14 protein-coding genes and 2 pseudogenes are annotated in these 20249 nt (G+C 60.2%); 3 read left to right on the top strand and 13 right to left on the bottom strand.

Features of this window, described 5'->3' with window-relative positions:
- Window positions 1-46: 46 nt before the first annotated feature.
- The 4 genes from ACNJYA_RS09695 to ACNJYA_RS09680 all read right to left on the bottom strand — a co-directional run bounded on the left by ACNJYA_RS09695 (window position 47) and on the right by ACNJYA_RS09680 (window position 2998).
- Complete coding sequence (locus ACNJYA_RS09695) at window positions 47-1240, bottom strand: DUF932 domain-containing protein (RefSeq protein ID WP_439402662.1); 1194 nt, start codon at window positions 1238-1240, stop codon at window positions 47-49.
- A gap of 317 nt (window positions 1241-1557) precedes the next feature.
- Window positions 1558-2004: a hypothetical protein gene (locus ACNJYA_RS09690; protein ID WP_439402661.1), complete on the bottom strand. Its 447-nt coding sequence runs from the start codon at window positions 2002-2004 to the stop codon at window positions 1558-1560.
- Window positions 2005-2418: 414 nt separating this feature from the next.
- Complete coding sequence (locus tag ACNJYA_RS09685; RefSeq protein ID WP_439402660.1) at window positions 2419-2670, bottom strand: conjugal transfer protein TraD; 252 nt, start codon at window positions 2668-2670, stop codon at window positions 2419-2421.
- Between the two features lies 1 nt (window position 2671).
- Window positions 2672-2998 carry a conjugal transfer protein TraD gene (locus ACNJYA_RS09680; RefSeq protein ID WP_439403415.1) on the bottom strand — a complete coding sequence of 109 codons (327 nt, stop codon included), beginning with the start codon at window positions 2996-2998 and terminating at the stop codon, window positions 2672-2674.
- Between the two features lie 171 nt (window positions 2999-3169).
- On the opposite strand from ACNJYA_RS09680, the pseudogene traA reads away from it, so the two are divergent.
- Window positions 3170-6165 (top strand): annotated as a pseudogene (gene traA / locus ACNJYA_RS09675) (Ti-type conjugative transfer relaxase TraA).
- A 214-nt stretch (window positions 6166-6379) separates the two neighbouring features.
- On the opposite strand, the gene tnpC reads toward traA, so the two are convergent.
- Both tnpC and tnpB read right to left on the bottom strand, forming a co-directional pair.
- Window positions 6380-7990: an IS66 family transposase gene (gene tnpC, locus ACNJYA_RS09670; RefSeq protein ID WP_439402659.1), complete on the bottom strand. Its 1611-nt coding sequence runs from the start codon at window positions 7988-7990 to the stop codon at window positions 6380-6382.
- Between the two features lie 70 nt (window positions 7991-8060).
- Window positions 8061-8408, bottom strand: coding sequence for an IS66 family insertion sequence element accessory protein TnpB (gene tnpB, locus ACNJYA_RS09665; protein WP_065726658.1), 348 nt, complete (start codon window positions 8406-8408; stop codon window positions 8061-8063).
- Window positions 8409-8875: 467 nt separating this feature from the next.
- Here tnpB and ACNJYA_RS09660 point away from each other — a divergent pair, with 467 nt between their 5' ends.
- Entirely contained in the window at window positions 8876-9028 is a 153-nt protein-coding gene (locus tag ACNJYA_RS09660; protein ID WP_439403414.1) for a helix-turn-helix transcriptional regulator, read from the top strand.
- Between the two features lie 121 nt (window positions 9029-9149).
- On the opposite strand, the gene ACNJYA_RS09655 is transcribed toward ACNJYA_RS09660, so the two are convergent.
- The 6 genes from ACNJYA_RS09655 to ACNJYA_RS09630 all read right to left on the bottom strand — a co-directional run bounded on the left by ACNJYA_RS09655 (window position 9150) and on the right by ACNJYA_RS09630 (window position 16195).
- Window positions 9150-9749: a hypothetical protein gene (locus ACNJYA_RS09655; protein WP_439402658.1), complete on the bottom strand. Its 600-nt coding sequence runs from the start codon at window positions 9747-9749 to the stop codon at window positions 9150-9152.
- 130 nt (window positions 9750-9879) lie between these two features.
- On the bottom strand, window positions 9880-12354 hold the full coding sequence (locus ACNJYA_RS09650; RefSeq protein ID WP_439402657.1) for a hypothetical protein: 2475 nt from the start codon (window positions 12352-12354) through the stop codon (window positions 9880-9882).
- Window positions 12351-13715 (bottom strand): hypothetical protein, encoded by a 1365-nt coding sequence (locus tag ACNJYA_RS09645; RefSeq protein WP_439402656.1) that lies wholly within the window; start codon window positions 13713-13715, stop codon window positions 12351-12353. The genes ACNJYA_RS09650 and ACNJYA_RS09645 overlap by 4 nt, the downstream gene beginning before the upstream one ends.
- The gene (locus ACNJYA_RS09640) at window positions 13712-14881 is read right to left on the bottom strand and encodes a caspase family protein (RefSeq protein WP_439402655.1); all 1170 of its coding nucleotides are present in this window, start codon (window positions 14879-14881) and stop codon (window positions 13712-13714) included. The genes ACNJYA_RS09645 and ACNJYA_RS09640 overlap by 4 nt, the downstream gene beginning before the upstream one ends.
- 36 nt (window positions 14882-14917) lie before the next feature.
- On the bottom strand, window positions 14918-15877 hold the full coding sequence (locus tag ACNJYA_RS09635) for a M12 family metallopeptidase (protein ID WP_439402654.1): 960 nt from the start codon (window positions 15875-15877) through the stop codon (window positions 14918-14920).
- 126 nt (window positions 15878-16003) lie between these two features.
- On the bottom strand, window positions 16004-16195 hold the full coding sequence (locus tag ACNJYA_RS09630) for a hypothetical protein (protein WP_439402653.1): 192 nt from the start codon (window positions 16193-16195) through the stop codon (window positions 16004-16006).
- 121 nt (window positions 16196-16316) lie between these two features.
- Between ACNJYA_RS09630 and ACNJYA_RS09625 the strand changes: the two are divergent.
- Window positions 16317-16481, top strand: a pseudogene (locus ACNJYA_RS09625) (DNA polymerase IV); the annotation flags it as partial.
- Between the two features lie 174 nt (window positions 16482-16655).
- Here the strand turns inward: ACNJYA_RS09625 and ACNJYA_RS09620 are convergent.
- Window positions 16656-20243 carry a hypothetical protein gene (locus tag ACNJYA_RS09620; RefSeq protein ID WP_439402652.1) on the bottom strand — a complete coding sequence of 1196 codons (3588 nt, stop codon included), beginning with the start codon at window positions 20241-20243 and terminating at the stop codon, window positions 16656-16658.
- Window positions 20244-20249: the final 6 nt, after the last annotated feature.

The following is a 20249-nucleotide window of genomic DNA, read 5'->3' as shown; positions in this document are numbered from 1 at the left end:
CACGAAGCCGGAGAAACGCCGTTCCGTATGTCCGGCAGTCCGGGTATCAGGCTACGCAGTCGAGCAGTTTCTTCGCGCGCGTTTCCATATCGAGTCGCGCGTCCTGATGGGTCTTGCCCCGCGCAACCGCCGTGATGCCTTGTACGAAATCGAACACGCTCTCGGGCTTGCGCCCCTCCTCCGACAGAACCCTTTCGATGATCTTCGCTGTCTCGCCCCTCGAGAAGCCGCGCTTGCGCAGGAACTCGTTGCGGTCATCGTCGGTGCGTGCAACGATCTTTTCTCGCGCCGCCCTGATGCCGTTGATGAAGGGCATCGCTGATGAATTGGCAAAGCTGACCAGGGCTGGCGCCGCCTCGTGGGCAAAGCGTGAGGCGGCGTGTTTGGAGTGGCGGATGATGATCTCTTCGAACTCCTCGACGCCCCAGAGATTCCGGTTCTGGCAGACGGCGCGGAGATAGAAGCTCGCCATGCCGAGCGTCTTCGCTCCTACCTCGGAATTCCAGCAGTAAAAGCCTCGGAAATAGAGGTCCGGCGAGCCGTCCGGCAGCCGGCCGGCCTCGATGGGGTTGAGGTCGTCGACCAGGAACAGGAAGACATCGCGATCTGAGGCGTAGAGTGTCGTCGTATCCTGGGTGATATTGACGTTAGGATTGTAGACACTAGTCGACCAGTCGAGCACGCCCGGTACCTTCCATCGCGTATCGCCTGTACCATTGCCGGCAATGCGTTGCACGGCCTCAACCAGCTCATGGTCAAAGATCCGGCCATAGTCTGGACTGGTGACGGCGCGAAGCTCAACGCGGCCGTCGTCGGTCTCCAGCGTTTTGATTTGCTCGGCGCGACTGGCGGTCAGGCCATATTGTAGATTGATGCCAGCGAGTGCCGCAGGAAGCTGACGCAGATAAGTGGCCGGAGCGCCAACCTGGCTTGCAAGCTGACCGAAGCTCCAGTGAGTGGGCGTGGCCGGCTTGTCCGAGCCGGGCAGCATCAGGGTCAAACGTTCGGGATCAGCGCGGTTCGCCTCCACATGGATGAGTGCGCTTTCGACCACGCGCGTCCGGCTTCTGTCTGCTCGATCGCGCACCGACCGGGCTAGTTCATTAAGTGACAGATAGCGCTCATCTGCCGGACGGGAGAACCACTCGGAGGATACGCGACCCACGCGTTCGCCGCGACCTACATCCACTCTGTAACCGCCACGGGCGTCGCGGCGGGCATCAAGAATCTGCATATTCATAGGCGCAATCTCCATGACGGTCGCCGGAAGACTCTCCTCCGGCCCTTAACCCGTCATGAAAAAACCGCCCCACTCTACCTCTCCTCCACCGGGGATCGCTGGCGCTGGCGAGTCTCCGCTCTCCGCGACTTCCGTCAGGGATGGACGCCCGAAGGGTGAAAACCCGGCGAAGCTGGGGTTTCAGCGTCAGCCGACAGCCCGATCCCGCAGGGAGACGGCAACCCACCCGGCCGTCGATTAACGCATTGCGCGTTGGTGAAGTCATACGCTCCTGCGTGCTGACGGGCCTCGACCAGCGAATCCCGCAACGCCCCCCATCATGGTGATTTCCCTTCCACATCTGAGGCAGCGACGGATTGGAACGCTTCGTGGATGTCGCGAGACCGCCTTGGAAAAAAAGCTCTCATTTCTCCGTCGTCGAGTGGGAATTTTTTCAAATTGAAGGTGCCGTGTATTTCGTGCATTTCATAGAAGCGGACAGGTCGTCTCCTGTCATCCAGGGCGGTGATGACCGCGTATTTCACAGCTTCCTTGCAGCGCATTCCGAAGATCACCTCTTCGAGCTCCAGCGGGGAGTCTCGTAGCCCGCGCTGCCCGATCAAACGCCATTCCCGCTCGTATCGCCAACTTGCCGCTTTTCGCAACAGAACAGCCTCGTCTACCTGACGACGAGCGTCCTTGTCGCCATCGAGCATCGCCAGGACCTTGCTGGCGTCAACCAGCCGCTTGCCCCCATATTTCACTCTATGGAGATCGTCGTGCACGTCGGAAGGCACCGAGTAGGCAAGCGTCTCGATCGCAGCCGCCTGTAGCCTTCCTTTTCTGGCCAGCAGGCCCCGATATCGAACGTCGAGCAGTTGGCATCACAAGATCGCAAACTTTACACAGCGCGTAGAGCTTTCGCCGTCGGCCTGGCGTAGGATCGCGCAAGAGGTACTTTCCGGGGCCGACATTCTGCTCTCGACTTGCGTTCCCTAGGCGGTGCACTACGGCACCCCTCGGGGGACTCGGTTGTCACGTACAATGCGCGTGCAACTGCGGCGCCCTCCTACGCTCGGGCGGAGCGGACCAACGGGCCGCTGTAGTGTTGCGAGTTCGCGCGAAACGTAAAGCGCGATTGTGGGCGGTGGTCCAGACCGGGTCAGGCGTACCAGCGCGCGGAGCGACGTGCCGTCCCGTCACTTAGCTCGCGATAAGCCGGCCCGAGGTTCAGTTTCCATGTCGAACGCCTGCTTTCCTTTTGCGGCCCAGATCGCTCGGGTCTGTTCGCGCTGATCGCCCCTTAGTTTCTCGGCGATCCAGATTAGCGCGCCGAGGATCGTGGTGCGGTCGTCGCCGGTCAGGTCCACGATGCCGGCCTTGACGACGAGGCCGCCGAGTTCAATGAGATGCCGCGTGCGCTTGCGGCGCTCGACCTGCCAGGTGCGCATGTCATGCCGCGCCCTTGCGGCCTGATGCCGGTTGCGCGCCACTCGGTTGCGCAGGAGCGCCGTCCGTGTTGCGCTCAGTTGTTGGTGCATTTCGCCGCGACCGGCTTTGAAAGAACGTGGCTCCGCGACTGGCCCAAGCCTCCCTCTTTCCGGCCTCTTTTGTCTCGACAAGTACGATCAGCGCACCCGCCAGTTCATCCGCGCTGAGGCTGTCTGCCCCGGTGGCAACGACCAGTTCACCGAGCTGCTGCACCTTACGGCTCTTGAGGTTGCGAGCCTTGTCACCAAGTGCCTTCAGCTCAGCATCAAAGTCCCGCGGTTTGCGCATCATCGTCTCCATAAGCGTTGATGGAGAAATGATAGCCGAGCACTCCGCACAATGCTGTAAGCTCGTCAGGACGGCATGGGACGCGGTAGTCCCTCCCGAGACTTTTTCGAGGGAGGGCGCGCTTATACGTCGTTCCGACGTGCGCTCTGCCGTGCGACTGATCTGATCGCAATGGCGATCTATCATCTTCACGTCAAGGTCATTAGCCGCAAGTCTGGTTCAAGCGCGGTGGCCTCTGCCGCCTACCGCGCGGGCTCGCGGCTGCGTGACGAGCGCCTTGAGCGTAGTCACGATTTTTCCGGAAAGCGCGGCGTCGTCCATTCCGAGGTGATGCTGCCTGACAACGCGCCGGAAGCGTGGAGCGATCGTGAACGGCTTTGGAACGATGCGGCGGCGTTCGAAATCCGCAAGGACGCCCAGCTTGCCCGTGAGGTCGAATTCGCCATTCCGCGCGAGATGAGTGAGGCACAGGGCATCGAACTGGCCCGCGACTTCGTTCGCGGTGAATTCGTCGATCGGGGCATGATCGCCGATCTCAATGTGCATTGGGACATGACCGAGCACGGCATGCCCAAGCCCCACGCCCATGTCATGCTGACCATGCGAGCGGTGGACGAGAACGGCTTTGGCCAAAAAGTGCGGGAGTGGAACCGCACTGAGATGGTGGAGCGCTGGCGCGAACGATTGGCGGAGATAACCAATGAGCGCCTGGCCGAACTCGACATCGACGCGCGCATCGATCACCGCAGCCTTGAAGCACAGGGCATTACGCTGGAGCCGCAAAGCCAGATCGGCGCGCCGGCGCAACGTATCGAAGGCGAAGGGATCGAGGCCGACCGCGGCGAGATGCACCGCGAGATCGCGCGGAACAATGGCGAAAGGCTCATTGCCGATCCTTCCGCCGCACTGGACTCGATCACTCAGCAACAATCGACCTTCACGCAGCGCGACATGGCGAAGTTTGCGCACCGGCACAGCGATGGCATCGAGCAGTTCAACGAGGTCATGGGCGCGATGCGCGGCGCGTCAAATCTGGTCGAACTCGGCAAGGACGCTCGCGGCGAGGATCGCTTCACTACCCGCGAAATGATCGAGACCGAACAGCGTCTGCGTCGTGCGGCCGAACTGATGGCAGAACGGGAGCGCCACGAGGTGCGTGACGAGGATCGCGAAGCGGTGCTGGCGCTTGCTGAACGGCGCGGTCTTGTCCTGTCGGGCGAGCAGGCCGATGCGCTGGCGCATGTCACGGATGGGCGCGATTTGGGCATTGTGGTCGGCCATGCCGGCACGGGAAAAAGCACGATGCTGGCGGTGGCGCGAGAAGCCTGGGAAGCGGCGGGCTACGAGGTCCGGGGCGTGGCGCTATCCGGCATCGCGGCGGAAAACCTCGAAAGTGGATCGGGCATTGCGTCGCGCACCATCGCGAGCATGGAGCATGGCTGGGGACAGGGCCGCGACCTGCTCACGTCGCGCGATGTGCTAGTGATCGACGAGGCGGGCGTGGTCGGTACCCGACAGCTGGAACGCGTGCTGTCCCATGCACTGAGGCCGGCGCAAAGGTGGTGCTGGTCGGCGATCCACAGCAGTTGCAAGCCATCGAGGCGGGCGCGGCCTTCCGGTCGATCTACGAGCGTCACGGCGGGGCGGAAATCGGCGACGTGCGCCGCCAGCGGGAAGACTGGCAGCGCGACGCCACGCGCGATCTCGCCAACAGCAAAACCGACAATGCGCTTGGAGCTTACCGCTCCCACGGCATGGTGCATGAGACCCAGACCCGCGAGCAGGCGCGGGGCGATCTGATTGAGGGCTGGGACCGGGACCGTCAGGCGTCGCCCGACAAGAGCCGGATCATCCTCACCCACACCAACGATGAAGTCCGCGCACTCAACGAGGCAGCGCGCGAGCGGATGCGGGCCGGCGGTCATCTGGGCGATGAGGTGCGTGTAGTGGTCGAGCGCGGTGGGCGCAGCTTCGCCAGCGGAGACCGCGTCATATTCCTGCAAAACGAACGAGGGCTTGGCGTGAAGAACGGTACGCTCGGGACCGTCGAGCAGCTTAGCGCGCAAAGCATGGCCGTGCGCACCGACGACGGTCGATCCGTGCGCTTCGACCTCAAAGACTTTAACCGGATCGACCATGGCTATGCCGCGACCATCCACAAGGCTCAGGGCATGACGGTAGACCGTGCCCATGTGCTGGCGACGCCCGGGATGGACGCCCACAGCAGCTATGTTGCCCTGTCGCGGCACCGCGACGGCGTGGACCTGCATTATGGCCGCGACGATTTTGCCAATCAGGACCGGCTTATCCGCACCCTGTCGCGCGACCGCGCAAAGGATATGGCCTCTGACTACGACCGTGCCGATCCGGTACAGAGCTACGCCGAGCGGCGTGGGATCACCTTCCGCGAGCGCGTGGCCGAAATCGTGCGCAAGGTCGTGCCGGAAAAGCTGCGCGACATGTTCGATGGCCTTCGTTCTCCTTCAGATGTGCCCGGCGCGGATGGCGGACGGAGGCCGGAGGGGGAAACGCCGGAAAGGGAAACGAGCGGTACGGGAGCCGAGCGGCGCGAAACTGAAGTGCCGGAAAGGAAGGTGGCTGAAGAGGCGGAAAAGGAATTGCGTCGCGTGCGCACCCGAGCGCTCGTGCGCCATGTCCGTACCGTGGATGCGATCTTCGAGGCGCACGAGATGGGCGGCGAGGCAAGTCCCGAGCAGGTCAAAGAACTACAAGAGGCCCGCCAGGTCTTCGAGGAGGTGCGGCCTTATGGCTCGCACGACGCCGAAGCCGCCTACAAGAAGGACCCGGAATTGGTCCGCGAGGCGGCTGGCGGCCAGGTCACCCGTGCTATCCGGGCGCTCCAGCTCGAAACTGAACTCCGCACCGATCCGAGCCGGCGCGCCGAGCGCTTCGTGGAGCGCTGGCAGAAGCTCGATCAGGCCAGTTTGCGCCAGTATCAGGCGGGTGACATATCCGGTTACAAGGCCACGCGCTCGGCGATGGGCGATATGACCAAAAGCCTCGAACGTGATCCGCAACTGGAATCCATCCTCGCCAACCGCAAGAAAGATCTCGGCATCGCGTTCGAATCAGGCCGCCGGCTCGGCCAGGAATTGGCCTTCGCCCACGGCATCGATCTTGGACGAGGCCGGAGCATCGGAATTTGATCCATCCTATTTTCCGCCGGCTCTACGCCGCAGTGCGGCGACGCCAAAAACTCTCTTGCGCGCCCGCAACGGCTTTTCCTGTCTGGATCGGCCAGTCAGAAACAGCCAGCAGGAAGCAGCGCGGCCATGCGCGAACCAGACCGTATCATCCGTTTGAAAACTGTCCTCGCCAGGACCGGGCGTAAGCATCCGGTGAGGGCCGCGTAGCGGTCACTCAGGCTGCTTGGTTGACGTGCTTATTTCGGTCGCGCCAATTCCAGGGCAGAAGTTCGTCGAGCCGTTGGACCGGATGTGCAGCGATGCGTGCCAGGACGTCGGCGAGCCAGGCTTGTGGATCCACGTCGTTCATTTTGGCTGTGACGATCAGGCTGTACATCATCGCGGCACGGTCGCCGCCGCGGTCGGAGCCACAGAACAGCCAAGACTTCCGCCCGAGGGCGATACCGCGCAGGGCTCGTTCGGCGGCGTTACCATCGTCGAGGAAGCGGGTAAACGCATCCCAGCGCTTGAGCATGTAGTCCATCGCCTTGGCAACATCGTTGCGCCGGGAGAGCTTGGCGCGTTGTACACGCATCCAGACCTTCAGATCAGCGACCAGCGGGACGCTGCGCTCCTGGCGGACGGCCCGGCGCCGCTCGGGCGTCTCGCCGTTGATGCCGCGCTCGATCTCGAACAAGGCATCGATCCGGCGGACTGCTTCCAGCGCCAGCGGCGAGATCACCGCTGGCTTTTTGCCTTGCACCTTGCGGCGCGCATTCTCCGCCAGATCAGCCATCACGAAGAACGGCCGGCGGGCATGGACCCAACACGCCGCTTCCAGGATCGGACCTGCGTTGCGGCCCACCTCGTAAAGTTTGCCATAGCCGCCATAGGCATCGGCCTGGAAGATGCCGCTATAGCCGGCCAAATGGGCCTGGGGATGCTCGCCGGCGCGATCGCGCGAGTAATAAAGCACTGCTGCCGGCGGGGCCTGCCCGCCAAAAGTCTTGTCGTCGCGGACATAGACCCAGATGCGGCCGGTGTCGGTCTTGCCTTTGGCCAGGACCGGCACCGTCGTGTCGTCCCCGTGCAATCGCTCGGCACTCAGCACATGGGCCTCGAGGCGCCGGAACAAGGGCGTCAGCGCAACTGTGCAGCCACCAACCTGGTCGGCGAGGGTCGACAGGCTGATTGGCACGCCTTCCTTGGCATAGCGTTCGGCCTGCCGGTTCAGCGGCTGGTGCTGGCCGAACTTCTCGAACAGCACCATCGCCAGCAAGCTGGGGCCGGCCCAACCACGGGGGATGACGTGGAAGGGCGCCGGGGCTTGGCTGATCTTCTCGCAATCACGGCAGCTGAACTTCTCCCGGACGTGCTGGATCACCTTCCAGGATTTCGGGATCACCTCCAGCGTCTCGGTGATGTCCTCGCCGAGCTTGGACAATCGCGAGCCGCCGCAGCAGGCGCACGTCACAGGTCCCGGCACGAGCACCCGCTCGCGAGGCAGATGGTCCGGGAACGGTTGGCGCGACGGCCTCTTGCGCGTGAACGAGGCCACTTTCGTCGTCCTGGCCGCGGCCATTTCGGCAGCGAGTTCGTCCTCAGTCGCTGAGGCCTCGAGCTCCTCCAGCGTCAGTTCGAGTTGATCCAGCAGCCTCGCGGTACGCTCCGAGCGAGGGCCATAACGATCCCGATTCAGCTTTTCGATCTGCAGCTTCAGGTGAGCGATCAGCGCATGGTCGTCAGACTGCTGGGCGCGAACGCTGGCGAGTTCGGCGCGGGTCGCCAGCAACGCCACCTGCAGCGCCTCAATATGTTCCGGCAGCTTCTCGGGACCGTCACCCATGCACCGATGGAATCACAAAAGCCGCGACTTGGCGCGCGCTTTTTGCAATCTCACGGGACTATTGCGCAACCTATCCTGCGCTCTGCGGCCGCCAGCTGTGTTGCGGGTTGCGCCAGTCGATCGCCTCCAGCAAGTAGCCCATCTGAGCTGCCGTCAGCGACACCACCCCATCCACCGTCGCTGGCCAGATGAAGCGGCCACGGTCCAATCGCTTGGCATAAAGCGACAGCCCCACCCCGTCGTGCCAAAGGGCTTTGATCAGGGTGCCAGCACGACCACGGAACACAAAGATGTCGCCGGCAAAAGGATCTCGCCCCAAGCCCTCCTGCACCAGCAATGCCAGACCCTGCATGCCTTTGCGCATGTCGGTGTGACCGGTTGCGATCCAGATCCTCGCCCCTGCCGCGATCGGGATCATCGCCGCTCCAGCAGATCCAGCACGCGGGACAATGCGGTCATATCAACGCCGGCGTCCACGATCACGCGACAGGTCTTGCCGACGACAATTTCCATGCGTCCACTCGCTAACCCCACTGAAGCTACTGGCGGCGCCGGCGGTTCCTCCGGCATCAACATCGCTGGCACAAAGGCTGGCTGAGGGCGTTCAATATCGCTCGTGCGAGTCCCAAACAGTCGGCGCCAAGTCAACAGCAGCGAGCGCGAGATGCCGTATCGTCATGCTATCGACGAGACCGCACGCGGTGTCTGCAAACTCTCCAGAACGATCCTGAGTTTCTCATCATCGGTCCAGCGACGGCGACGGCCAGTCTCGACAACCTCAAACCGTTCAATTTGAGCACTGAACTTATTGCTGTCCATAAGCGCTGTTACACAGCACTCGTCTTAACCCGACAAGGCGGCCCCCACCGGAGGGAGACGACCGGGCTGTCCCGGTCTACCATCTACCGCAAGATCGCCGAGGGCACGTTCCCGGCTCAGCTCAAAATCAGCACCAACGGGACCGGCTGGCATGAATCCGACATCAACCGCTGGATCGCAGATCCAGTCGGATGGCGCCCGAAAGGCGAGGTTCGATGAAGGCCGATGAGCCTTCAGACTGTAGCATTTTACGTTGGGTACAATTTTGGGTAGCACACTGTGCGAAACTGACTATTCCGACTTGTGGAGCAATTTGCGAATCTGGTCTCCCGCGCAAGCATCACGTAAGCAGTTGCAGGGAAATCGGGTCGGGCAGCAGGATAGAGACTGCGGTCGCCAATTGCAGTTTTCGATAATGATGTGAGTAGAGTAGCGATGCACTGAGTGCAGTCGGCAATTGCATTCGCTGACTGCGCGCCGTGAAACCGTCACTATCGCCGCAACGTCTTTGCCATCCCTTCCAGGGCACGCTCGGAGAACTCAACCGCCATACTATCGACAGATCGAGCTGCCTCCTGGGTGATCCCCACAATGGATTGACGATGCTCATCTCTCGGATCAGTCGGCGAACTTCCAACAGAACAGTCGGGCGGCCGCAGCTATGCCGGGATTTCCAGCGCCAATACGATCTGAAACCGGCGCGATGCCAACGGATGACGGTATCGGGTCGGACGATTGCAAGAGCATCATACATCTTGGGGAACAGCCGGCAGATACCTCCCAATATCAGCCGGTCAATCGACGCAAATCGAAGTCTCTTGGGATAAGCACGCCGCAGCACATTGATTTGTTGCCTCAACAGCAAATCTCCGCCTTGAGCTTTGCGCGACCGCAGCAGATCGGTTACCGTCCCAACGATCAGTTTGCACAAATCAAACATCGAGCAGCAGCATCGACGATTCTCGATCAACTGCCAGCGGATTGGATTTACGCTAGGGACGATCATTCCGCGCGGCGCGCATAATTGGCCGTGACGGAGTCCCGGCCGCAAGTGACCGGCGAGCCCGACCTCAGGCGCTGACCTCGGAAAACTCGGCCTCGGCACGTTCAGCCACAAATCGAAAGACGGGGGCATCGGTCGGCGCCTGATACTCGTCACCGAGCGTTTCCAAACCTTTCAGACCAGACCTACAGAATTTCGCTACCGACGCGGCCTCCTCGCGACGACGGCCCGGCGGGGCCGCCAGCCAATGGGCCAGTTGCTCCCAGAATCCGACGATGTGATCCTGATCCTCCGGATCGTCCCTCATATTCTCGAGGACGCCCAGACTGGTGTCGACATCCTTGACCGGGGTCGGCCGCCCGTCGAAAAAGCCGCTTCGGACGATCTGCACCCCAATCGTGTTGGTGTGAATCTGGATGTCGAGCGCGCGAACCAGATCGTTGCGCTCCCGACCCAACATCGACGAGGCGCGGCGCGCCTCGTCCAGATAGTGCTGCGCTCTGGAGACCAAGTCGTGAATATCCGCTCGATCATTTAGTTCGACGCCGAATCTCAAGTTGAAATAGCGCATGAGAAAGAGCGAGCCCTGCTCGCTCAAGGCCCTGGCTCTTTCGAAAGACTCCTCGGATGCGCCTTTGACGAGCCCCTCCAACCGACGCCGCACCTCCTTGAAGATGGACTCGTCGCGCATGCGCATCCGGTCGACCACACACTGAAGATACGAAATCTCGTGGACGTCGAACCGACGCTTGGCCGATCCGCTCGCCGGGGCGACGGGGGCCAATTGTTGTGCATGTTCAAGCTGCCTCGATGCACGCTCGAAATTGTTTGCAACGGCCGCGACCATGCCAGCAAAAAAAAGAGTCTTGGCAGGCGGCCAATCCATCATCGCCGCCTGGAGCTGATACAGACTTGCTTCACCGCCCTTGTTTCCCAACCCCATCACAAATTCGTCGATCGGCTGAGTGCGCGTAACGTCCTCGAATCGCTCTCTCAGGAGGAGCGGAATCCGCGCTCTCCCAACGCCCGTCGCCTTCTGACGGCGGAGCGCGCCGCTCGCCTCGGTCAGCAATTCCTGGGCAATCAGCGGAAGCTGCGTGCCCTCGATTTCGTCAAGTATCTCCTTGTGCAATTTGATCAAAGGGTCCCGGGCGTCCTTGTCGCCCGCCAATTGATCGAGCCTTTGGGATAGATAGTCGATACCAAAATCGTAGACCGCAAGTCCCGCGCAAATGGCGTTCGACGCGATGGTCGCTTCGAGCCACAAATCCGCAAGCCGACGGAGCGACAGCATCTCGAGCTGATCGAGCCATCGCGGCAGCGTGTGGGGCCGCCGCCGAAAATCGTAGCCCAACGCAAAGGCGTCGCACCTACGCTGCGTCACGAAGTCAGTGACGGTATCGAGCACCTTCAATAACTGGTCAAACAACGCTTTCGCCCGATAGCCATTCGGGATGTCGCGGGCATTCATGATCGGGATGTATTGCAGCGGATGCCGCAACACATAATGCGCTGGATCGGCATCGGGATCACTCCAGAACAGATCGGCGTAGACCGCATGAAGGGTCTCGTCACCCGTGATCAGGATGAAGCGCCTCTCCTCGTCATCTTCCGTCCTCTGTCTCGCCAATTCGTTGAGAATGCCAGCCTGCACGACAACGGTCGCATCCTGCCAGGCCAGCTGGGATACACGGGTCGACGATTCACCGCGCGTCAAAGCCGCCTTCTTTTTCTGACTCACGAGCTTTCTTGCCAGCCGCTCGATCTTATCGATCGGAGGATGCAGCACCTGGTCATCGCACATCGGATGGCTGAGCAGAGGGCGCAGCTTCGAGTCTCGCATCAACCGCAACCACCGCAAGCCCTCTTCGAGAGCCGTCATTTCACTATTCTTGTAATCCTTGTCCTGATCATTCTTGTCCTGACGCTCTTTCGGACCGAACAACTTCTCGAAAGAGCCCGACATTTCACGAACGAGCCCCGGAACCCGCTCGCTTTCCCGATTTTCCTGCAACGCTTCGACAGTCTTGGCGGCTTCCTTACCGTCGGCCTGGAGAATCTCTGCTTCCGTCATCAGCGCAACGCGCCTGTAGAGATTGGTGATCTTTCGCTCGATCTGGCGCAACATGCTCGCAGTTTCCTCGGCGTGGGCGGGCGCAATCAGCGGCGCCTCCCGCCAGAGCTGCCGCGCCTCGTTGCCGATCGAAATCTCCGAGCTCAGGAACATGAACTCCGCAGTGACGCGGGCAAACGTCATGAGGTGCTGCGGAACCGTCTCCTCGCCTTCGCGCACCTTTCGGCTTTGTTGCGACCCGAGCGAGGCATGCAGGCTCGCGAACGAGTCGACCAACCGCGCCTCGTGATCGGGATCCATGAAGAACTTGACGATGTTCGCATCGACCAGAGGAATCAGGCGGCCGCGCTTCCGGCCGCTACTGGATGCTGGCTCCTGAAACTCCCCATCGAAACGGTTCCACTCTGCGACTTCGCGGAGCTTCACCGCGGCTGCCCTGTAGGTCGAGAGAGCGCTGGCGCCACTCATGGGGTCGCCCCGCAAAGTTGGGCGATGCTGTCGTTGAAAGCCTTGTATGCTTCTGCTGCGCCGACATTGCCGGTGAGAGATGCGAACGCGCGGCTGAACGCCGCAGAAAGATGGCCGCTGGACTCATCGCGCCCGGCGTGCGGCGAGACTGATCGCGACGCCGAGGCCCAGGGAAAAAGGCTCAGAGGATCCGACCTGGCCCGCCCCGCTTCCGTCAACCAGTTCATGCTCGTTGACGAGCTGGTGGGCTTATTCGGATGTGCCGCACGGAATGTCGTGAACGTGGCACGCCAATCGGCAACGCCGGCGAATTTTCGAAGCCACTTGTCGGCGCCATCAACCTCGTTATTGCGAAGCGCCTCGTCGGTCATGACCATCCGCAAGCCGTCGACCATCAGGCGCAATCCGCGCGTATAGACAGGCACTCCGCATTTGGACGCATCGAGAAGGTGCTGGCGCGCCTGCACTGCATCAGGCTGTTCCCGGCGAAGACATCCCCAGGCCGCGATCACGGCAAAATCCGGCAGGCAATTGGCCCACTTCGACATGCTCGCGGTGAGAAGACGCTCGAGCCGATCCATGTCACCGCAGGCAAGCAGGTAGTAGCTACCAATCACTGCAGTCGTCAGATCGAGCATCTCGGGATCTCCGGGAAGCAGAGTATCCCCGACGATCCGCGCGCGCTCCAGATCGCCATTCGAGAGATAGCGCAACAATGTACGCGCTCCGGGGCTCCCGGCATCGACATCGATGTTGACAGCAACCTCGACGGCGTCATCGCTGCGGCGCGGATCGGGCCGCAACACGAAAGTCGCACCATCCATCGGGATCGCTGTCATTCGCGGCTGCGACAAGCCGGTTCCGATCTGCAGGAAGTGCTGCCCCGTATGAAGCTCGCCCGAGCGAAATTCACCTGACACGCTGCCGTCCGCGTTGGGGTGAAACGTAGGTTTCCAGCGCTGCACCCTCCACCTGCCGACTTTACCCTGTGACCACAGCCTGACCCAGACATCTTCGAGCGATCGGCCTGATGGCAATCGCCGACCGTCGGCGAGCGCCGCCGCTTCCGGCATTCGTGGCAGCTCGACTCTGATCGCTCCCTGTTCGATCGACCCTTCCTTGATCCCCCCCTTAGCCTCACCGGATATGGGTATCAGCGGGACCGGAACGGTGTGCCCGGACGGAAATGCCACGACGATGGTCCCAATTCCTGCCGCGAGATGGATGGGAAACGGGGCCGGCTCGTTTACAATTACCGCGCCTTGCCATCTGCGGTTCAAGTCACCATCGAGCAGCTCGATGACAAGAGGGGTTCCAGTTTGAAACTGGCTGGAGAGAAGGGTGATGGTCCCGCTCATCATCCACGATCTCCTCGCACAACTGGTACGCGCACCGACCGGAACGGCGGCATGATGGTCTCGCAGGGCAAGAAAAAATCTCCCTCTTTTGCATGGGTGATCGTCACGCCACATTTGTAGTAACCGGCAAGCAGCTCGACCGACCAATGGCCCTTGCGATCAGCTCGACACTCATCGGATTTTGGGTCCAGACCCTCGTGGTAAAACTGTCCATCCTCCGTTTCCTCGATCGGGTCACACACGAACTCGACCTGCGCGCGAGGATGAATTCCCTTGGGCAACACCACCAGTGTGCGCTTGCTGGCTGAAGCCTCGCCGGTCGTCGGATCGACGATCTGGTGATCGTCCGTGTTGTCGAGCAGGTCATTGCCGGCTTCGACGATGAGCTTCGCGATAGGGCCGAGACGCTCGTCGCTGACCAACCATTTGTCGTTCTCTTTCACCGCCGCCTTCCCTTCTAGGCAGTCAATAACCGCTCTCGACAGGCGGCTGGCGTTGCCGGCGGTGTCGCCAAAGGCCGGCAGGCCGGTCGCCGCACCGTACAACACTGGAGCATACCGGCGCTTCTGCTTCCAGATATCGGCCCGCCCCAGCGCAACACCGCTGACATTGAGATCCTGAACGACGCTCTGCGGCCACTGGCGGCACGCATCGATGATGAAATACTGTGTCCGCGCCGCGCAGTTCGACATACCGGCAAAAGTCGCGTCGAAATCGATCGCGTGCATCCAGGGATTGTTCCTAAAGATTCCGAAATTCTCCGGCAGCAGCAGAAGTGCGTCCTTCTGTAAACCGTGCCCGCAAAAATAGAACACGGCGACGTTCTCGCTGCTTTGATTACAGCGATCGTACCAGGTATCGAATGCTGCTGCGATCGCCTCCAGATGCCCAGATGGCGCTTGCGCGACCGCTCCCTGAGCGGGCACGGGCGCAACGAGCAGATCCACCGAACCGAGCTTCACGCCGTCCAGCCAGGTCTCGTGATCGACTAGCCATTGCGCGAGCATGCGCGCGGAAACGGAGGGCGAATGTAGATTGTCCAGAGCCGGCAGTTTTCGGGCGACGGCCTTTGCTTTGCCGAGATATGGATAGTGGTCGACCCCGATGATCAGGGCATGGAGTTGGGGACCCGTTACAGGCTCTTTAGGCGTAAAGAACAATTCGGCCACCGGAACACCTCATTTTGTCCCGAATAACGATTCAATTCATCCCCAGCGCCGCGTGATCATCTTCGGCACATCGGCTGCCACCTGGAGCGAGGGCGGCGGCATACTCATGGCCCGCTTCGGCGCCGCCTTCGGATACACTTGCGCAATGAATTTTTTGTCGAGCGCAGACAGTACAAAGTTCTCTCCGACGGCTTTGCCGTCGGTGGTGAACTGAGGGTCGACCGGATAATGCATGATTGAATGAACGTCGTAGCCGCCCAATTGCGTTTCAGCCCGCGTCTGAGCCGCGAACACATTGAGGTCCACGTCCTTCTTCGTCCAATTCAATTCCTCGCAGTAATATCTGTAGACCGCATCCTTGTCCCACTTGATCGGGTTGTCCGGATGCTGGTGCTCATGGACCATGCCGAGCGCATGCCCAAACTCGTGAACCGTGACGCGTGCGATCTCCTTGTCTTCAGTCTCGGGTGTAAACCAGCCGAAGTGCATCGTGTCCTCGTCCTGAGGAATGGACAGCGCATCCGTGCCGACATACGACCAGGACTGCCCGTCCTGATCATACGAGATCCTGATCTCCGCCTCGGGATGATCGCCAAAATCGAACTTGATGTTTGCAAATTTCTCCCACGTCTTAGCGCAGCTTGCGATCTTGGCGTGAATGGCGGGGTCACCGTCGAGATGACGAACGCGCAGCCGCCGCCCGGTCTTCCAGAGCTTGCCGGTGAACGCTGCGCCGAACCGCTCGGCGAGCGATACGTCCAATCCCGGACGTCGCGCGACGGAGAGCTCCCCTGTCGAGGCATTCCGTGGATCTTCGCCCAAGGCTCGTTCTGCCGCGTCTAGCAGAAACCGGAGCGGCAAACGCATATCGACACAGACATGAGGTCCGTTGGATGATGGCATCGAATGTCGACCTAAATGATCGAAGGTAGTATCAATTTCGACCCGGTGTGATCCGCTGGTCACCTGGCACCACTTCACAACTTCGGCGGGCATTGTCTTCCAAGTGACATATGATTGCAAGTCCGGCACGGCCCGACCGTTAAGGGCCCCTGGTTGATGGCACACACCACAGTCCCGTGATACGACCGGGCAATGAGTTCCGCCCGACGCCGACCGCGGTCAGGGCGAGGCGACCTGCTTGCAGGGCCAGAATCTCAGATCGTAGCCGCAGCCACGGAACCCGGACGACGGCCGAGCAGGCAGCACCGTCACGCGGGAAAAGGCGGAGGTGAGCCCGAGCGCGCCGCGGCTGCGGAATGATGTGAGCAGGACCTCGTTCATTGTCGAGAACGTTAGAGAAAGCAATAACATGCGTGTCTCTTTACCATGCTAGGAAGCCGGCCCTCCTGAATAAGCATTCTTTCGCTGCTGCAAAAAGCTCCCCCCGCCGGCCACGCTTATTTCCTGCCCGAGTGGGCCGGCCGTAAGGTTTCTGGCCGCTGTGACTCTCAAGCGTCAGGCCCGATCAGGGATCGTCAAGCCACGCTTCGAAGTCTACAAGGCGATCAGCCGACAGATTCGCGAGATCTTCGCCGAGCACACGCCGATTATCGAGCCACTTTCGCTCGATGAGGCCTACCTAGACAAACACCCTAATCATTGCCTTCGGGCGCCCTGACCTCAGCAAGAATAACTCTTCCGGTTCGGCAATCAGCAATCAGATTCTGACTAGCACACTCAAGGATGATCTCGGCTGGGACCTTAATTGGGAGTAGTTTGGGATTCCCGCAAGCGTAAATCACTCGAGCGTCGTACGGCGGACAGCCCACGCTCAAGCTTTCTTCCTCATTGTTTTGGTCGCACGCCTCGGAGCAGGAGCTGGCGACCTGCCACGTCTCCTCGGAGGGGCCTCGGTAGGTGGTTGGGGCTCCTCTATGCCACCGAGCGAAGCAAGATTGGTATCGTGCCACAAAAGCAAAGCTTCAGCGATTCCGAAGGCAGTCTCCGGATAGTTTTCGCTTTCATCGTTCGCGTCGGAGGAAAACTCGTCAGAAAATTTGTCGATCGTTGCGGCAAGCCGAAGTAGCTGGCCGCCGGCGTTCGCCCATTGGCAGATGGAGAGACCATCAAGCGTGAGCGGTCGGTTACTTAGATTAGCGAGAAACTTCTGTCCGACAAGTGCGTCACGTAGCGCGTCACCACGCTCTCCTCCGAACGATCGAGACAATGCGTTCCCGAGGGGACGGACCCAATCGTAGTGATCGAACATCACGATCTGCTTCAACCAGAGTTGCAGGTTGGGCCGCAATCGGAGGGAGTTTATGATGAGATCTCGTCCTTCAAGCCACAATTGCTCCAGATCGGCTGGGCGCATGGCTGGCGCCTCGCCTTTCACAGTTTCGAGTCGACGGAACAATCCCTGGTCAGATCCGCGAAACGCCTCAGTGAGCATCCTGATTACGATGGGCTGCGCCTCCTCCTCGTGAGAAATGGTGCTAACGAGATCGAGATAGATTTCGAGCAAGTCGGCGATATCTCCGTCAGACGCGAGAATGGCAAACCGCAATGCGCGGCCATATCTACGCCAAAGGCTCGGACGAACAAGACGGGCAGTCGCGACAACATTACGCGCGACTTCCTCATGCTCATCCTGGTCCCAGTCCGACCGATCCTTCAGTAATCGATGCCCGAGCACCGCAAAAGACAACAGCTCCGTTCGAACAACCGGTTCGAGCCCTCGTCGATCCGCCAACCAGAGCGCCGCATTCAGGGGCACCCTATCTGCACCCGACTTTGCCGACATGGTTGCCCAGGTTCGAAGCATCGACACACGATCCGGGTCTTGGAAGGAAGAGGCGGAATTAGCGGGGCGACGACTGTCAATCAAGTCGATCAAGTGACGTTTTATCAAGCGCTCGCTATCCGCCCATTGGCCGGTCCGATACAATAAACGCGAGACTATCGCGGCCGCGGGAATGTGACTGTCGAGACCGGAATATTCATCACCGGCGGCAGCGAGCGCTATTCGTGCAACTTCGTTGGGATAATCGTCTTCTAGGAACGTATCCTGTCTTGAGATCAACCATTCGATGGCGACTGACCGCGGCAGAGCTTTGATCTCGTCAACCGACATCGCTTGCCGCGTCTTGGCGCTTATATATTGGTGCGCTATCGACATGTGTTCGAATTCGTCAGGGTCCAACCGCGGATCGAATCCCGAACTGGAAGGCCAAATACTATCAATCTCGTCAATCGAGACTTCATGCCAGAGGCCGTGATAGATCGCTTCCGCGCGGGAGGAAAGATCATCAGGATGAAGAGCAGCCTGCTGCCGGAAATAGCTGTAGGCCAGCGAGTGAAGTAGATTAAAGCGGTTTGGACGCCGCGCCTTGATTAGAGGCAACATTTCTTGCCGTAGATCCTGTCGGTGACGCAACCCGTACTCGTCGCTCTCGACCAACGACACCTCTCGCATGAACGCATTAAAGATGTCGTCAGCCTCGTCTTGATCTGAACCGCGCGCGCCCTGGGTTGCCAATATCCACGGCTCGAATTTAAGACTGTCGCCCTCCATGATGTCCTTAGGGGAACCTGGCTTTGGGGTTCCTTTCGCCATTACTTCGCGAATTACGCTGGGTGTAATACGACGCACCACTAAGCCGGGATCGGCGAGCGCCCTCACTCGATTGTCCATAACGTGCTCGAGAATGCGCCGGACCAGTATGCCGTCGATCAATGCCTTACGAAGTGGGGTGTCTTCTTTGGGCTGCTCCTTCAAATCTTGAACGAGTTGACTTACTACAGAATTGCCAGCCGAATCCTTAGCACTCGCAAGTACGCTTCCAAGAAGCTTAAGTGACAGAGGATGTAGGCCTCCCGCCTTCGTGGAGTGGAGTCCGGCAATCATTGCGTCGACGAGCTGCTCGGCATCGTCCTGACCAATCTGCGTCCCCGCATCGCTCGAAAGTGCCTGAAGCATCTCGACACAACCGTGTCGATCCAGGACACCCAAGCTGATCACCTCGTTATCTGGTGGACTCTTGTCGAGCAGCTTATCGGGCCTTTTTCGACCGGACACAATAAGACGAAGTCTAGGCCATCCTAGGCCGTTCCGCGACTTTGTTAGAACGCGAATGAAGTCCTCGATCCGACGCACGTCGGCGTCCGAGTACTGTACTAGCTCGAAGGTATCTAGAACGAGCAGAAAAGGTCTCTTCCACTCCAACACAGATTCCAAGCTGGAGATGTGATCATCGATCGCTTTGCGGAAGGTCGACAGCAGCGGCATTAGTAGCGCGAAAGCCGCGACGTCTCGTGAGCCCTCCGAAAGATACCTCTGAAGTTCGTCCAATGCGGAAGCGTCAGGCGCAACCTTTTCCGCCGTCACGTCGAAAGCCGTCGAGAGCGACGTCGCTTTCTCGTACAAGGTTCGCATTACAGGGGTTAGTTCTGCAAATTGGGCCCCTACCTGCCAGCACATCTCCGCAAGTAGAAGCTCCGGGCGACGAGCGCTCAACGTGGCTCGGTCAAAGTCGAGGTAGGTGAATGGGTACCGAAATCGCGCAGCCTCTGCATGCTCCAGTACAAATTTCGCGATAAGAGTTGTTTTTCCAACACCGCCTATCCCGCAGATAATCAGCGGTCTTGCACCGGATAGAGCCTGTCCGGCTCGAATAGCAAAGCGCGATACTGAACCGAGAATGCTCGGAGCGGGCACTACACCCACGTATTCCCGCAATCTAGCAATCTCGGCCTCACGGCCGAAGAACCGAACCTTGGTCTGGTCTATCTGCGTTCCATCGCTACCCTCCGCCCCAACCATCCGCTTGAAGGGCCGAAGGAGGCGGCGAAGTGTGATTTCTCGACTGAGATCATCGAGATCTACCTTGCTTTGAGTTACACCGGTCAGCCAGGTTGCAGCAACCCTTTGGGCCTCAAGCGTAGAAAGCGGCCTCGATTCAACGTCGATGGATGTCTCCGTGCTGGCGGGCGCAAATGAGAGCTGTTCCCGCAGCGCAACGCTAAGGGGATCACCGAACTGCGGAGCCGTCCGGACTAGTGCGGCCGCAATGTCCTGCTGGCTGGCAACGCGCAGCACCGACCTGCGCGCTTCCTGCGTCAAAGCCCATTTCGTACCATCTGGCCCATGCACCTCCTCGGCAAAGCTCATAACGTTTCGCTCTGCGGCCCTACGGTGCTGCTCATCGAGATTCGCGCCCGCCACGATGTCGCCTGGGAGAAAAGACGAAACCGTTGCAGCGTTAACTAACGCTGGCCAAGAGATGTCGCCAGCAAGACTGGCGGCAGCGTCGGCAAGCGAAGTCGATGGCTTCTCTCCCTGGACAATTCTGCGCGCCCATTCTGGGAGATCTTCGATGTTGAAGCTGGAATTAGTAGGATTTTCTGCGGGCGTGTTCATCACAGC

This window comes from Bradyrhizobium sp. BLXBL-01 (genome assembly GCF_051853025.1).
Lineage (GTDB): Bacteria > Pseudomonadota > Alphaproteobacteria > Rhizobiales > Xanthobacteraceae > Bradyrhizobium.
The sequence above is the reverse complement of the archived record's forward strand: the minus strand, read 5'-3'. Positions and strand labels throughout refer to the sequence as shown.